14 protein-coding genes are annotated in these 14,341 nt (G+C 67.2%); 4 read left to right on the top strand and 10 right to left on the bottom strand.

What is annotated here, in order from left to right:
- Window positions 1–44: 44 nt before the first annotated feature.
- The 3 genes from G154_RS12170 to G154_RS12160 are packed head-to-tail and all read right to left on the bottom strand — an operon-like array spanning window position 45 to window position 2,487.
- Window positions 45–1,085, bottom strand: a complete 1,041-nt coding sequence (locus G154_RS12170; protein ID WP_019513709.1) for a phosphotransferase family protein — start codon at window positions 1,083–1,085, stop codon at window positions 45–47.
- Window positions 1,082–1,744: a TetR family transcriptional regulator gene (locus G154_RS12165; RefSeq protein WP_019513710.1), complete on the bottom strand. Its 663-nt coding sequence runs from the start codon at window positions 1,742–1,744 to the stop codon at window positions 1,082–1,084. The genes G154_RS12170 and G154_RS12165 overlap by 4 nt, the downstream gene beginning before the upstream one ends.
- Window positions 1,741–2,487 (bottom strand): SDR family NAD(P)-dependent oxidoreductase, encoded by a 747-nt coding sequence (locus G154_RS12160; RefSeq protein ID WP_019513711.1) that lies wholly within the window; start codon window positions 2,485–2,487, stop codon window positions 1,741–1,743. The genes G154_RS12165 and G154_RS12160 overlap by 4 nt, the downstream gene beginning before the upstream one ends.
- A gap of 67 nt (window positions 2,488–2,554) precedes the next feature.
- Here G154_RS12160 and G154_RS12155 point away from each other — a divergent pair, with 67 nt between their 5' ends.
- The 3 genes from G154_RS12155 to G154_RS25540 are packed head-to-tail and all read left to right on the top strand — an operon-like array spanning window position 2,555 to window position 4,897.
- The gene (locus G154_RS12155; protein ID WP_234713052.1) at window positions 2,555–3,853 is read left to right on the top strand and encodes an acyl-CoA dehydrogenase family protein; all 1,299 of its coding nucleotides are present in this window, start codon (window positions 2,555–2,557) and stop codon (window positions 3,851–3,853) included.
- Window positions 3,853–4,341 carry an alcohol dehydrogenase catalytic domain-containing protein gene (locus G154_RS25545; protein WP_051154382.1) on the top strand — a complete coding sequence of 163 codons (489 nt, stop codon included), beginning with the start codon at window positions 3,853–3,855 and terminating at the stop codon, window positions 4,339–4,341. Before G154_RS12155 ends, G154_RS25545 begins: the two co-directional genes overlap by 1 nt.
- Window positions 4,280–4,897 (top strand): zinc-binding dehydrogenase, encoded by a 618-nt coding sequence (locus tag G154_RS25540; protein ID WP_019513713.1) that lies wholly within the window; start codon window positions 4,280–4,282, stop codon window positions 4,895–4,897. Before G154_RS25545 ends, G154_RS25540 begins: the two co-directional genes overlap by 62 nt.
- A 9-nt stretch (window positions 4,898–4,906) precedes the next feature.
- Here the strand turns inward: G154_RS25540 and G154_RS12145 are convergent, their stop codons facing one another.
- Entirely contained in the window at window positions 4,907–5,809 is a 903-nt protein-coding gene (locus G154_RS12145) for a DUF4344 domain-containing metallopeptidase (RefSeq protein WP_200879138.1), read from the bottom strand.
- Window positions 5,810–5,969: 160 nt separating this feature from the next.
- On the opposite strand from G154_RS12145, the gene G154_RS12140 reads away from it, so the two are divergent.
- The gene (locus G154_RS12140) at window positions 5,970–6,611 is read left to right on the top strand and encodes a class I SAM-dependent methyltransferase (RefSeq protein WP_019513715.1); all 642 of its coding nucleotides are present in this window, start codon (window positions 5,970–5,972) and stop codon (window positions 6,609–6,611) included.
- Here G154_RS12140 and G154_RS12135 read toward each other — a convergent pair.
- From G154_RS12135 to G154_RS12110, 6 genes are read right to left on the bottom strand one after another with little or no spacing between them, the layout of a single operon-like run.
- Complete coding sequence (locus tag G154_RS12135) at window positions 6,586–7,245, bottom strand: hypothetical protein (RefSeq protein WP_019513716.1); 660 nt, start codon at window positions 7,243–7,245, stop codon at window positions 6,586–6,588. The two genes, G154_RS12140 and G154_RS12135, sit on opposite strands and share 26 nt — an antisense overlap.
- Complete coding sequence (locus tag G154_RS12130; protein ID WP_019513717.1) at window positions 7,245–8,012, bottom strand: exodeoxyribonuclease III; 768 nt, start codon at window positions 8,010–8,012, stop codon at window positions 7,245–7,247. Before G154_RS12130 ends, G154_RS12135 begins: the two co-directional genes overlap by 1 nt.
- Window positions 8,012–11,383: an ATP-binding protein gene (locus G154_RS12125; protein WP_019513718.1), complete on the bottom strand. Its 3,372-nt coding sequence runs from the start codon at window positions 11,381–11,383 to the stop codon at window positions 8,012–8,014. The genes G154_RS12130 and G154_RS12125 overlap by 1 nt, the downstream gene beginning before the upstream one ends.
- The gene (locus tag G154_RS12120) at window positions 11,380–12,051 is read right to left on the bottom strand and encodes a DUF4194 domain-containing protein (RefSeq protein WP_019513719.1); all 672 of its coding nucleotides are present in this window, start codon (window positions 12,049–12,051) and stop codon (window positions 11,380–11,382) included. The genes G154_RS12125 and G154_RS12120 overlap by 4 nt, the downstream gene beginning before the upstream one ends.
- Window positions 12,048–13,460, bottom strand: coding sequence for a DUF3375 domain-containing protein (locus tag G154_RS12115; RefSeq protein WP_019513720.1), 1,413 nt, complete (start codon window positions 13,458–13,460; stop codon window positions 12,048–12,050). The genes G154_RS12120 and G154_RS12115 overlap by 4 nt, the downstream gene beginning before the upstream one ends.
- Window positions 13,453–14,340 carry an N-acetyltransferase gene (locus G154_RS12110; protein WP_019513721.1) on the bottom strand — a complete coding sequence of 296 codons (888 nt, stop codon included), beginning with the start codon at window positions 14,338–14,340 and terminating at the stop codon, window positions 13,453–13,455. The genes G154_RS12115 and G154_RS12110 overlap by 8 nt, the downstream gene beginning before the upstream one ends.
- Between the last annotated feature and the right edge of the window lies 1 nt (window position 14,341).

The raw sequence follows: 14,341 nt of genomic DNA, 5'->3' as shown, positions 1-14,341 counted from the left end.
ACGCACGCCTCAACGCGCCTTCAAGCTTTCGCCGTGACGGCGATTCATCGGCTCGGTGACCAGTCACCCACCGCGATACGGGCAGACAGTTCGAAGAGGCCGATGGCGCACCGGTGCAGATGCTCGCCGATCTCGCGGGGTGCTCGGCCGGATAGCGCGCGTACCCAGGTTCCCTCCAGTACCACGGCCATCTTGAAGCCGGCGAGCGCTGTGTACCAATCGATCTGGTCGGTGCTTCTGCTGCTGGTGGCCGCGTAGGCCTCGATGACCTGGCGCCGTGCCGGTAGCCCACCCGCCGCCGCCAGCCGTTCCCCGGTGGCGACCGGTGCCGGGTCCTGCGGCCAGCAGGCGAGCAGCCAGCCCAGGTCCAGCAGCGGGTCGCCGACGGTGCACATCTCCCAGTCCACGATCGCGGCGACCTCGGGACGGTGTGCGTCGAGCAGCACGTTGTTGAGGTGGAAATCGCCGTGCATGATGCCCGGGCGAGGATCGGCGGGCTGGTGGTTGCGCAGCCACTGCACGGTCGGCCCGACATCGGGCAGGTCACGGGCTTCGGCATCGCCGTAGTCGTACCCGGCCAGCACGCCGACCCACTGGTCCACCTGGCGGTCGAGGAAGCTGCCGGGTTTGGCGAATCCGGCCATCGGGGTGCCGGTCGGATCGAGCTCGCCCAGTGCGGCCAGCGCGCGTGCGACCGCCAGCCCGGATTCGTGCCGGGTCGCCGCGTCCGCGCTGTAGTGCTCGCTGATGTTGTCGCCGGGGTTGAACCCATCGACCTCTTCCATCAGGTAGAAGACCATGTCCATGACGGCGAGGTCGTCGCAGCACGCGACGAGCCGGGGATGCGGGACTTCCGTGCCCGCCAGCGATGTCAGCGCCGCGACCTCGCGAAGCATCGTGCGGTTGCTCGACGGTCGGGGGTGCACCGGCGGGCAGCGCAGGACCAGCCTGCGGCCGTCCACCTCGAGCGCGATCACCCTGTTCTGGGTCCCGCCGGTCAACGCACGGGCATCGGTGATCGAGTCGCCGATACCGCGTTCGCGTAGCCAGGTCTGCACTGGGGCGAGGTCGATTTCCAGATTCACTGTGGTGGTGTGCCTTTCGTGCTGTCGACCCGAAGGGATCGCAGTCGGCGCGTCTCGGCGGAGACCGGGGCCAGTAGCTGCCCGGCCGCGACGTCGATCAGGTGGCTCAGGAACAGCGCGTGTTCGGTGCGATCAGTACGGGCCCGCAGGGCGAGTTCGACGACGACGAACCGGGTGGTGAGGAAACGGCGGTGCAGCAGTACGGCTTCGGGTTCCAACAGCGGTTCGAGCAGCGTGCGCCAACGCTGCATGCTGCTGGTGGGGGAACCCGCACCGAGTGGTTCGACCGACGGGTCCGGTCTGGTCAGCAGATCCGACATGGTTCGCAAAAAGCCGGCACCGGCGATGCCCTGATCCAGCTTGGCGCCCAGCGGCCGGACGAGTGCGGCGGCCAGCAGGGCGACGTCGCCGGTTCCACCTGCCTCATACGCGTCCAGCAGGGCGTGCCGACGACTCTCGATCTCGGGATTGTGCTTGTCCAGCAAGGCCTTGACCAGACCGTCGCGATCCCCGAACCAGTACTGGCCGGCGACGACGTTCTTCGATCCCGCTTCGCGACTGATCTCCCGCATGGACACGGCGTCGACACCGCGTTCGGCGAACAGCCGTTCCGCGGCCTCCAGCAGCCGCTCGCGGGTCTCCTTGTTCGGGGCGCTCATCCCAGTCCGCTGGCCATGCCGCCATCGACCTTGAGGATGGCGCCGGTGGTGAACGAGGCGTCCGGACCGGCCAGGTAGGCGACGGCGCCGACGATCTCCTCGGGTCGGCCGATGCGTCCGAGTGGTACCGACTGCTCGATCCGGTGCACCGTGTCATCGTTCCAGGCGGCGGTGACGTCGGTGTCGAACGGACCGGCCATCACGGCGTTGACCCGCACGGCGGGGCCGAATGCGCGGGCCAACCCGCCGGTGACGGTGTTCAGCGCTGCCTTGGCGGCCGCATACGGCAGGTCATACGGTTCGGGGTGCACCGCGGCGATGCTGGTGATGTTGATGATGGACCCGCCATCACCCCGGCGCATCAGGTCGCCGGCGCGCACCGCCAGCCGGAACGGGCCGCCGAAGTTGACCCCGACCACCTTGGTGAACAGTTCCTCACTGAGCTCGGGCAGTGACGGATAGTGCGGGGACATCCCGGCATTGTTGACCAGGACGTCGATTCGGTCGAATCGCTGTTCGACGAAATCGATCAGCGCGTCGCACTGGTCCCAGGACGCGACGTGGCAGCCGAAGCCGACGGCGTCCACCCCGTGCGCATCGCGTAGTTCGCGGGCGAGCGCATCGCAGGCATCGGCCTTGCGGCTGGAGACCACCACATGATCGCCCGCGGCGGCGAAATGGCGACACATCGCCTTGCCAAGGCCGCGGCTCCCTCCGGTCACCACGACAACTCGTCCGGCCATCTGGCGGGCACCTCCCTCTAAGCGATACAGTCGCATCGAAGTTTAATGCAACTGTATTGGAGTGTAGCTGATGTGGGACTTCTCGACGGAGCCGGAGTTTCAGGCGAAACTCGACTGGGCGGATGCCTTTGTGCGGTCCGAGGTGGAGCCGCTCGACCATGTGCTCGGCGATCCGTATGACAAGAGCGACGCGCGGGCGATGCGGCTGATCGCACCGTTGAAGGAACAGGTTCGCGCCCAACGGCTCTGGGCCTGCCACCTGACCCCCGAACACGGCGGACAGGGCTACGGCCAAGTCAAGCTGGCGCTGCTCAACGAGATCCTGGGGCGCTCGCGCTGGGCGCCATCGGTCTTCGGTTGTCAGGCGCCGGATTCGGGCAACGCCGAGATCCTGGCCAAGTACGGCACCGCCGAGCAGAAGGCCCGCTATCTGCAGCCCCTGCTCGACGGGGAGATCTCGTCCTGCTACTCGATGACCGAACCGCTGGCCGGCGCCGATCCGACCCTGTTCACCACTCGCGCGGTTCTCGACGGTGACCACTGGGTGATCAACGGCGAGAAGTGGTTCTCCTCCAACGCGCGGTACGCCAGCTTCCTGTTGGTGATGGCGGTGACCGATGACGGCCCCGACCGGCACCGGACGATGTCGATGTTCATCGTGCCCGCCGATACCCCCGGGGTGGAGATCATCCGTGACGCCGGGGTCGGTACCGAGGGCGCGGACCATTCCAGCCACGCCTACCTGCGGTATCGCGATGTACGGGTGCCCGCCGATCACCTGCTCGGCGCGCGGGGTGCCGCCTTCGAGATCGCCCAGACACGGTTGGGCGGCGGACGCATCCACCACGGCATGCGCACGATCGCGCAGGTCCGCAGGGCGTTCGATCTGATGCTGGAACGTGCCGCGTCACGCACCACTCGGCACGGTCGGCTGGCCGACCTGCAGGCCACCCAGGAGAAGATCGCCGACAGCTGGATCGACATCGAACAGTTCCGGCTGCTGCTGCTGCGGACCGCGTGGTTGATCGACAAGCACGACGACTACCGGGCCGTCCGCAAGGACATCGCCGCGGTGAAGGTCGCCATGCCGCGGGTTTTCCACGATGTGGTGCAACGGGCCATGCAGTTGCACGGTGCACTCGGGATCTCCAACGAGATGCCGTTCTCGGCCATGATGGTCGAAGCACAGGTGATGGCGGTGGCCGACGGGCCGACCGAGGTGCACAAGTGGACCCTGGCCAAGAGTCTGTTGCGCGACGTGGTCCCGGGAGACCCGAAATTCGGCTCGGGTCACCTGCCGACCTTGCGCGATGCCGCACGCGAGCACCTCGCCGCGCGGCTCGAGGCGGCGGCGGCCGACCTGTGATGCGCGCGGCGGTGATGTCCGGGGTGGGAGCCCCGCGCCTTGTCGATATCGCGGTTCCCGAACCGGGGCCCGGTGAGGTGCGGGTGGCGGTGCGTGCCTGCGGGGTATGCGGTTCGGACCTGCACCTCATCGACGGCGATATTCCGGTGCCCGAGATCCCGCTGATCCTCGGCCACGAGGCGTCCGGCGTCATCGACAAGGTGGGACCAGGTGTGTCCGCCCCCGTGGCACCCGGGGACCGTGTGCTGGTCAACCCCATCGTGGTCTGCGGGACATGCCGGGCCTGCCGCGCGGGCCGGACCAACCAGTGCCCCGACAACATCGTGCTCGGGGTGGCGCGCGGGCGCGGCGGCCGACTACGTGGTCGTACCTGCGGGCAACGTCCACCGGATACCGGAATCGATCGACTTCGCCACCGCGGCGATCATGGCCGATGCGGTGGCCGGGCCGTTCCATGCCATCCGGACCGCCGGGGTGCGCGCGGGTGACACGGTGGCGGTGTTCGGACTCGGCGGACTCGGCATCCACGCGGTCATGATCCTCAAGCAGGTGGTGGGTGCAAGGGTGGTCGGCGTCGATACCTATGACGCTGCCCTGCAGCGGGCGGCCGGGTTCGGGGTGGATATCGTCATCGATGCCCGGGCGGGCCTGCCGAGTCAGCAGATTCACGCCGAAACCGGCGGGGTCGACGCCAGTTTCGAGTTCGTCGGCCGCGCCGATACGGTCGAACAGGCGGTCCGCAGCCTACGGCCGGGCGGGCTGTGTTCGGTGATGGGAATCGGAACCGACAAGCTCGGCGGCAGCATGTCGGTCTCGACGTTCGTCGCCAACGAATGGACGCTGCGCGGATCCTACGGTTACGTCCCCGCCGACCTCGATGACCTGATCGAGCTGGTGGGCGGGGGCACGCTGCGCATCGCGGGGACCATCAGTCATCGCATGCCCCTGCACGACTACCAGCAGGGGCTGGCCACCCTGCGCGATCGCAGCCGTAACCCGATCCGGGTGGTGATCGACGTCGACAACCGGCCTACGGATGAATGACCCAGGACGCTAACGAATGTGGGGTTCGAGGAGCGTATCCCACGCGGTGGATAGCTTCTCGTACTCTTCGGCGCAGCTTTCGGCGCGGTCCTCGTTGAGGGCACCGTCGTCGACCAGGTACCGGAAATTGGTCTCGTCGGAGCCGTATACATAGCAGAGGAAGTTCGCCGATCGTTGGGGGTCGAGCGAATGGGTATCCGAGAAGTCCGTGTCGTCGTATTCGGCGACGCGGCTGCCGGCGAGAGCGTAGGACTCCGCTGCGGTCAGCAGAAAATCTTTCGAATCGTCATCGCTGGTGAGTATGTACGCGGCCATCTGGTCGGCGACATCCTCCTCCCGGCCCGTGATGGGCAGCTCGAGCTCGCCGATGAGAGCGTGCCCTAGTTCGTGGTATAGAACCGCGACGACGCTGCGATACACGGAGATGTCGAGATCGTCTCCGGTAACGCCTGCCGCCGAGAAGCTTTCACGCTCCTCGCGCACCAACTCGTAGCAGAGTTCGATGCTGTGGGCCTCCTCGTTGTAGAAGGCGTTCGATTCTCCGCAGTCAAGGCCCATCACCTTCACCTCGCGTGGAATCCGCACGTAATCGTTCATGTTGTCGGCGAAATCCTCCAGGACACTGCGGTCCCGAAGGAACTGCTCGTCGACGGCGGTTTCCGGGCTCGCGGGTTCGTATGTCACGACGAATAGTCCTTCGGGATCGACAGGCTTCGCACTTTCCGGCAGGTGCGCAATCTCGGAAGCCTGCCCATCCCCACAGGCAACCACCACGCACGCTGACAGAACCCCGAGTGCGAGTAATCGCCCGCCCGGCGGCCGGCGCCTCCGAAGGCGTCGCTGCGGCGCCACGTCGCTGCGGAAAAGGCTCGCCCACAGCGAGGTCGGGATCACGGGCACATCGACGCTCAACTCGGAGCCACCTATCTGTCCTTGGGTTCCAGCGAACCGACAGCAACGATTGCACACCCACAAGGCCCGCGCCCTCGCATCTGGTCGGTTCAGTGCCGACTCCGGTGATGGCATTCGTGAAGTGAACCGGCCGGTGCCGGCCGCGCCTACACTCGGGCCGATGACCACCATCCAGCGCCGCGCCTTCAACGATGCGATCACCAAGTTCTGGAGCTTCGCCGCGCCGGCTTACGACACGGCCTGTCTGCAGCGGTTCGTCTACAAGCCCGCCCAGGACGAGGTCATCGACCAGCTGCGGCAACGTGGCGCGACCCAGATCGCCGATATCGCGTGCGGCACCGGCATCCTGGCCGACCGCATCCAGCGCGAACTGCGCCCCGACGAGGTCTACGGACTGGACATGTCCGACGGCATGCTGGCCCAGGCCCGCAAACGCTCCGACCGCATCCGCTGGAAGACCGCACCCGCCGAGCAACTGCCCTTCGAGGACGGATTCCTCGACGCCGTCGTCACCACCTCGGCCTTCCACTTCTTCGACCAGCCCGCCGCCCTGCGGGAATTCCATCGAGTGCTACGCGCCGGCGGCATGGTGGCCGTCACCACCATGAGCCCGCGGCAGTCCTTCCCGCCGCTGCACGCGCTGTCGGCCGGTCTCGGCGCGCCCGCGCACGCGCCGACCCCGGAGGCGATGCGCACCCTGTTCACCGACGCCGGATTCGAGATCGCCGATCAGCACCGCGTACGGCGGCCGACGTGGACGCCGATCTCGGATCTGATCACCGTGGGCGTGAAGCCTTCGTGAGCCACTTCTGGCCGGCCTTCGCCGCCCGATGTAGGGCCCCGTACTCACCCAGGTAGGCGGCCACGGCACCGACCAGCGGCAGCATCCCGATATAGCGGAACACCGCCCGCGGGTGCGGACGCTTACCCAGTTCGCCGCCAATGGCGTTGAGAATGCCCGCCAGATGCCACACCTTGGCCAACACATTGTCCGGCCATGGCTCGTCGGTATCGGGGATGGGTGGGTGCGGGATCTCGCGGCCGCACAACACCGAGGCCAGCATGCGCACCGTGTCCCGCCGGTCGGTCACCCCGTACTCGCGAGCCACCGCACACAGGATCAGCGTCTGCGAGGCGAACCCGAGCAGATCCTGGATCGGTAGCCGACTGGCCAAGGCCCCCAATGCTCCCGGCCACGCCACGGCGACGGTGTCCAGCGCGCCGACCCGCCAGATCCACCAGCCGATCCGCTCGTCGCGGCTCTTCTGCTGCCAGGCCTCGGTACCCGGCAGCCCCAGGAACTCCAGATGCCGACGCACTCCGAGTGGGTCGAACCCGGCGAGCACATCGAGGATCAGGTCCGACAGTGCCACCGCCCGCGCAAGCACGTCGGCGACATCGTTGTCGGAAAGTTCGGCCTTGGGTAGTAGATCCATCACGTCAACTCCACCAGTACGGGCGCATGATCACTGGGTGCCTTGCCCTTTCGTTCCTCGCGAACGATCTCGGCGTGTGTCACCCGCTGCGCGAAGTCGGGTGAGCCGAGGATGAAGTCGATCCGCATGCCCTGACGCTTCGGGAAGCGCAGCTGCGTGTAATCCCAATACGTATATACGCCGGGGCCGGGGGTGAAGGGCCGCACCACGTCGGAGTAGCCGGCGTCCAGGATGGCCTGGAACGCCGCTCGTTCGGGTGCGGACACGTGTGTGGAGTCTTCGAACACCGCCGGATCCCAGACGTCCTCGTCAGTGGGTGCGATATTCCAGTCTCCGACCAGCGCCACCGGGCCGGTCCAGGACGTCGCCGCATCACGAAGGGCGGCAAGCCATTCCAACTTGTACGGATAGTGCGGGTCGGCCAGGGTGCGGCCATTGGGCACATACAGACTCCACACCCGCACCCCGCCGCAGGTGGCCCCGATGGCGCGTGCCTCGGCGACGTCCTGCCAGGACGGCGCACCGTCGAACCCGATCTGCACGTCCTCCAGGCCGACCCGGGAGGCGATCGCCACCCCGTTCCACTGGCTGAGCCCCACATGCGCGATCTCGTATCCCAGCGCGGCGAACGGCATCGTCGGGAACTGGGAGTCCTTGCACTTGGTCTCCTGCATGGCGAGCACGTCGACATCGGCACGCGCCAGCCAATCGGTGACCCGGTCCACCCGCGTGCGGATCGAGTTGACGTTCCAGGTGGCGATGCGCATCAGACGGGCTCCGGGACCTTGAGTTCGCGCTTGAGCGCGGTGAAATCGGAAATTGTCTTGGTGGTGACATGCGCGACCGGCCGGGCATTGCGGCCGCTGGCCTCGGTCTTGGACACCATCACCACACCGTCGATATAGGGCTGGATGGTGGTGGCGTTCTGCACGGTGGCCACGATGACGAGCTGGAAACCGAACTTGCGGAACGCCTGCAGCGCCTGCTGGGCGAACTGGGGATCGGATTTGGAGAACGCCTCGTCGAGCATCAACTGGGCGAACACCGGCTTGTTGTCACCGCTGTCGGGATTGGCGAGGTTGAAGCTCAGCGCTCCGGCGAGGCAGAACGCCATCAACTTCTCCTGCTCACCACCGGAGTTGTCGCCCGCGTTGCTGTGCGTGCGGATCAACTCCTCGGTGCGTACATCCCACTCGGCGCAGTCGAAGGTGAATCGGTTACGCACGTCGAGCGCATCGCGGGTCCACACCCGGTCCTCGGGGGTGTTGCCCGCCAACCGGTTCCGCAGCCGCAGGATGTCGGCGTACTGCTCGAGAATCGCCTTCTTGTCACCGAGGCCGACCTCGGCGATGCGCCGCGAGATGGCCTTGACGATCTCGGTCAGCTCGGTCACCGCGGTCAGACTGCGGGGCGTGGCCCGCAGTGTCAGCCGGGTACCGCGGTTGAACTCCACCGCGCCAAGACCGGTGTTCACCCGCTCGATCTGCTCGGCGATGCGGCGGGCCTCCTGCTCGGCGATCCGGTGCAACGTCAGGATCGCATCGGGGGCCTGCTCGGTGATCAGCCGCATCATCCGCTCGTAGGCATCGGGGAGTTCGCGCTCGTCGATGTGGCGGCACACCGCGACATAGTCGTGCACCCGCTCGTCGAGATCATCGGAATCGTTGGGTATCGCATCGGGGAACGACGAGTCGTAGGTGGCGATGATGCGGGCCAGTTCATCGTGAGAACGTCTGCGGCTCTCGGTGAGTCGATCCCGCTCACGCCGGATCGCGTTGAACAGGGCCTCGCGGTAGGGCTCGGGGTTGAGCAGCTCCAGGCTCACCGGGATCTGCGCCGCATAGCGGTTGAGCAGCTCGGTGGCCTGCTCGGACACTGCCGCCGGATCGAGGCGGTCTTGCAGGTCGAGCAGCCGGGTACGACGCGAATCGAGATCGTCGCGGCGGGTCTGGATGGCGCCGCGCCGGGTCATCAGAACCTGAATATCGTTCCAGCACTCCTCGGCCCGCGTGCTCAGCGCCTCGACATCGGGATTGTCGGCGAGCAGCAACTCGTACTGTTCACGCAACCGGTCGGCGTGCCCGTCGGCGGTCTCGGTGTCGATATGGCTCCACTGCGGGAACTGTTCACAGATGGCCTTGCAGGCGGCGGCCTGATCGCGCCAGTGTTGCCGGCCCGCGGCGATCTCGTCGGCCGCCGTGCGGGCCGCCGCGAACACCTCCTCGGCCTCGGCCAGTTCTGCGGTCAGCGCATCCAGCTTGGCGGTGATATCACCCTGGTAGATGTACTCCGAGGGTTTCAGCGGGCGCCGGTCGTCCTTGATGGCCAACCGGTCGGAGTCCTTGTACAGACCGGTGTCGGTGACCGCGCGGCGGAACCTGGCGAACAGATCCGGGCTGTCCACGCAGATGTGATCACCGGCGGCGGCCAACACATCCAGGGCCTCGGCGGCACACGGGTGGCTCGGGTTCACCACGAACAGCTTGCCCGCCAACGTGTTCGGCTCGGGACGCCGATCGGGGGCATTGACCCGAACCTGATGCAGCGCCAGCCTGCCCCGCATGTTGTTCTCGTTGACGAAGCGCAACACCTTGGCATAGTGCTGATCGGGAACCAGCAGGCGCAGTCCGACCGAGCGCAGCACCTTCTCGACCGCGGCGCGCCAGCGGTTCTCCTCGGGCCGAAGGTCCATCAGTTCGGCGACATAGGGCAGCGCCGACGGGTCGATACCCAGTGTGGTGCAGATGTGTTCGCGCATGGCGACGGCGAACTCGGGAAGCGCCGACCCGACATGCTCGACGCGTTTGAGTTCCTTGGCCGCGTGATCGCGGGCCATCCGGGCGGCCTTCTGGGCGTATTCGGCGTCGGTGGAGGACTCCCGGCCGCGGTCGAGCTGGACGGCCAGACCGGCGGCCTGCTTGGACAGCTCCTCACGCAGATTCCAGAATTCGTCGGCGGTCTCGGGCACCTCGGCACCGTGCGCGCGGACCATCTCCGCGTAGGCGGCGTACCGGCGGGTGACCTCCTCGGCCTGTGCCTCGGCGGCCGCGACCTGGGACTGCAGCGGACCGATGCTGGCGCTGGCCCCGCTGATCTGCGCGTTGAGGGCGTCGCCCTCGGCCTTGGCGAGATTGAGCTGGCGGGTGATGTCGCCGTACTCGTTCTCCAGCTGGTCGATGGTGCCGTCCAGCGATTCGATCTGGGCCGGGCACTGCTGCAGGCGCTGGTGATCGGTATGCGCGCGGACCATCGGCATATCGACCAGATCGATGATGCCCAGGTCCGAGGATTCGGAGGCGTAACGCAGCTGGATCGCCTCGATATCGCCGAGCACCTTGCGCTTGCGCTGGGCAACCGCCAGCAGCTCGCGTGCCTCGACCAGCGGGTCGATCTGCTTGAGTGCCTCGGGAAGTCGGCTCAGGCTGTCCGGTTCGTCGAGCATGAAATCGCGGACGAACTGTTCCAGGCCGCCGACGCTCTTGAGTGACTTGGCCTTGCCAAGCAGCTGCTGGGCCGCCTCGGAGGCGCGGATGCCGATGGCGGCGTAGAGCTGGGCCAGGTACTGCGATTCGACCTTGGTGGAGAACCGCCAACCGTGTGACGCCCCGTCGCTTCGCTCGCCCCGGGAGTCGGTGAAGACCTTGCTGTCGAAACGTCCCGCCGCCCACCGATTGCAGACACCCTCGATGTCCAGATCGCCGTCACCGAGCACGAACCGGCTCGACGAATCCGAACGGGACTCTCCGGTCAACCATTTGAGCACCAGACCCGTGATGGTGCGCCCGGTGTTGGAGGTGTAGGTGACCGCGACCGCCGACCAGGTGGTGCCGTCACCGCGCAGATACATCACCTGGCTGGTGCCACCGTCGCTGCGCTGACCCCACGCGCCGCGGACGTACTTGTCCACGGTGCGTCGCCCGGCGCTGGAGCCCGCGGCGGTGTTATCGCCCGAGGCGTTGAAGTTACGCCGGTTGAACGGCAGGAAGCCCAGTGAGATCGCATCCAGCAGAGAGGATTTACCGCTGCCCGACGATCCGGCGATCAACGAGCCGCCGGCGTTGATCGGGATGGAGTGGTAGCCGTCGAAGACACCCCAGTTGATGACCTGCAGGCGGGACAGATGGAACTGCTCGCTCATTCGGCACCACCTTTCGACAACTGCTCGAACTGCTGCTGCAGTTCGGTGATCACCGACGCGGTCATGATCGCGGTGATGACGGGGCTGACGGTGTAGGAATCCTCGTCATCGCGGGTGCGGCGCAGGATGTCCAGTCCGGCCAGCCGGGCGATCGCGGCGTCGATACGCGCGGTGAACGTGACGGTGTCGCGGTCGGTGTCGTTGAGCACCCCGGCGAACAGGCCGTGCACCTCGTCGCGGGTGATCAGGAAGCTGACGTCACCCCCGGCGCGCATCATCTGCGCCAGATGCAGCGCCAGGATGGAGTCGTAGGTGCCCAGCGGTTCCCGACGCAGAAGCTTTGCGCCCCGTGTCGGTTCGTAGCGGGCCTGTTCGATGTAGGCGATGTCGACCTGCGCCGAGATCTGCAGTTGTAGGTCCAGTTCGGAGAGCCGGACGGCCAGATCGTTGCGGTACTCCAGGATCCAGCTGTAGATGTCCGGATCGGCCTCGCCGCTGACGTAGCGCCGGGTCAGCAGATGCTGCAGCGCCCAGCAGGCGCGGTCGGGCAGCACGCTGACATCACCGTCGAACCGTGGTCTGCGTGTGCCGGTGCTGCGCCCGGAGCGGTCGACATCGGGCAGCGAGGCGAAATCGACTTCCGGTGTGGAGGTCGTGGCGTCGGTCATGAAGCAACCTCGGTGACGGGTTCGGTGAACATCAGGTGCGGGACCTCCATCTCGCGGTCGTGCCCGTCCAACGAGTGGAAGCGCACGGTCACCGACTCGGTGACCGCGGGGGCCGGTTGTTTGAGCGCCCAGGACCACAGCACGATGACATGACCCAGGTAGGGCGCGTCGAGCATCGCGCACGCGTCCGGAAGGGATACCGGCAGAGCGGAATTGAGCATTTCGGTCAGTGCGGGTGCGTCCACCTGGGTGGTGAGCGAGGAGAACGTGCTCAGATCGACTTCGCCCTGGGCGATCTCGGCCGGTTTCGGCGAGGACAGGTCGTTGATGCGGAAGCTGAGCGCGCCGACCGAACTGATGGCGTGCCGGGCCAGCGGCACCTCGATATCCAGGCGAGAGTCGGTCAGCGACTCCTTGAGCAGCGTGCGCGCGGCGCCGATGGCCTCGTTGAGCTGGCGGGCCACGCCGCGGCTCTGCTCTAGGGTGCCGAAGGCGGTGAACCGCTTGACCCGCTGTGCGCAGCGCTGCTGGATGCGTTCCACCTCGTCGATCTGGTGGCCGACGAGTTCGAAGAAGTTGGCCATCACCTTGCGCAGGGCCGGGTCGAGCTCGGGCAGTTGCGAAGCGACGGTGGCGATATCGGCCTCGAACTCGGCGCGCTGCTGCGGATCGTTGATCATGTGCAGGAACGCGCGATGGGAGTCGCGGCCCGCTGAGTCCCAGGCGGCCTGATAGTCGGCGTACATCTGGCGCTGCCGGTCGCGGTATTCCAGGTTGGTGTCGATCGGGTCGTCGAGTGCGGCGGTGGCCTGCTCGATCATGTTGCCGTACAGGCCGATATCGGTGATCAACCGTTCCATCTGCATGGCGATGGCGCGGGCCTCGTCGTACATGGCGACGGTATCGGGCTCCGGGCGGGTTCCCGCGGCGAGTTCGTCGAGTTCGGCGTGCAAGGCGGCGATCTCGGCCTCGATACCGGCCCGGATCCGATCGGGATCATCCCCGGCGCGGGTGGCGACCTGCTTGAGCCGGGCGGCGATTCCGTGGATGGACCCGCCGGTGGCGATGGTGTCGTTGCGACGCACGCCGCGCACGAAGTCCAGCGCCCGGCGGGCGTCCTGGGTCAGATAGCAGACGTTGCGCTCGACACCCGCGTGTTGGCTGGCGACCCGGTGCAGCCAGCCCTGGCTGGCCCACGATTTGATCAGGGCGAGGCCGGACTGTTCTCCTGCCTCGTGCAGGGTCTCCAGATCGCGCTCGAGGCGGACGACGAGGTCGGTTTCGCCGACCAGTCCGTCGAAGAGGTGGCGTTCCATCAGCGTGGCGTAGACCGCGAGATTCGACGTGGCCAGCAGGCGCAGCGCGCGGGACGCCTGCACCTCGCGATTGGCATCGAGTAACTCACGCATGGAGCACGAGGCTATCTGCGCGCACGTAGCGATGCCGGTGGTGGAGTGCGAACCCCAGCGACTCATACAGCGCCCGGGCGGGCGCGTTGTCCTCGAGCACCTGCACATATGCCCGGGTCGCGCCCTGTTCGGCGCCCCAGGCCGATAGAGCGGCGAAGACCTCGCGGGCCAATCCCTGCCTGCGGGCGGACTCCGCGACACGCACGCACGACACGCCGAGCCAGCGGGTGCCCTCCGGTGCGGTGGTCACCGCGCCCCGCCCGACGGCGTCACCGACGGTCGCGAAGGTCACCGTTCCGTCGATCACAGCGGTGAGGATGTCCGGCGGCACGTCACGTTCGTAGATCCGCAGCCAGTGCTCGTCGGGAGCCGCTGCCAGCGAGACGGCGGGCAGGCGCGGCGTGGGGGAGAGATCGTGGACGAGCACGCGGGTCGGCTTCACACCCGGGGCCTTGATCGGCAGCAGCCGTTCGGGCAGCGCCAGCCACGGGCGCAGACCGCGCCCGGCATACCAGGAGACGATCTCCGACAGCGCCTCTGTCGATGACGAGAACAGCAGTGGGACAGCCGAGTTGGCCCGGCTGGTGTGACCGGATCCGGCCCGCAACAACCAGCCGTCTTGCCAGTGCTGCTCGGTGCCGGGCCAGGCCAGCGCCGCGGCGTGCTCCAGCGCGCGGATCTCGGAGTTGCGCACCGGACGGTGGGACAGCTCGCGCACCGACACCACGTCGGCGGGATCGATCGCGACGTCGTCCCCGGATTTCGGACGGACGATCACGGTGGGGGTGAGTGCCTCCAGATGACCGACCACATCGGTCAGGCCCTCGGAGGTCCGGTAACGCAGGGAGACCCTGCTGCCGCGGGATGCCGCGAAAGGCACG

The sequence above is a fragment of the Mycobacterium sp. VKM Ac-1816D genome (assembly GCF_000416385.1).
GTDB classification, from domain to species: domain Bacteria; phylum Actinomycetota; class Actinomycetes; order Mycobacteriales; family Mycobacteriaceae; genus Mycobacterium; species Mycobacterium neoaurum_A.
This window is presented reverse-complemented; position numbering and strand designations above follow the sequence as displayed.

Coding starts and splice junctions, on each gene's coding strand:
- G154_RS12165 (WP_019513710.1), bottom strand. CDS start 1,744: ATGAGCGCCCCGAACAAGGAGACCCGCGAGCGGCTGCTGGAGGCCGCG.
- G154_RS12160 (WP_019513711.1), bottom strand. CDS start 2,487: ATGGCCGGACGAGTTGTCGTGGTGACCGGAGGGAGCCGCGGCCTTGGC.
- G154_RS25545 (WP_051154382.1), top strand. CDS start 3,853: ATGCGCGCGGCGGTGATGTCCGGGGTGGGAGCCCCGCGCCTTGTCGAT.
- G154_RS25540 (WP_019513713.1), top strand. CDS start 4,280: ATGGCCGATGCGGTGGCCGGGCCGTTCCATGCCATCCGGACCGCCGGG.
- G154_RS12140 (WP_019513715.1), top strand. CDS start 5,970: ATGACCACCATCCAGCGCCGCGCCTTCAACGATGCGATCACCAAGTTC.
- G154_RS12135 (WP_019513716.1), bottom strand. CDS start 7,245: ATGGATCTACTACCCAAGGCCGAACTTTCCGACAACGATGTCGCCGAC.
- G154_RS12130 (WP_019513717.1), bottom strand. CDS start 8,012: ATGCGCATCGCCACCTGGAACGTCAACTCGATCCGCACGCGGGTGGAC.
- G154_RS12125 (WP_019513718.1), bottom strand. CDS start 11,383: ATGAGCGAGCAGTTCCATCTGTCCCGCCTGCAGGTCATCAACTGGGGT.
- G154_RS12120 (WP_019513719.1), bottom strand. CDS start 12,051: ATGACCGACGCCACGACCTCCACACCGGAAGTCGATTTCGCCTCGCTG.
- G154_RS12115 (WP_019513720.1), bottom strand. CDS start 13,460: ATGCGTGAGTTACTCGATGCCAATCGCGAGGTGCAGGCGTCCCGCGCG.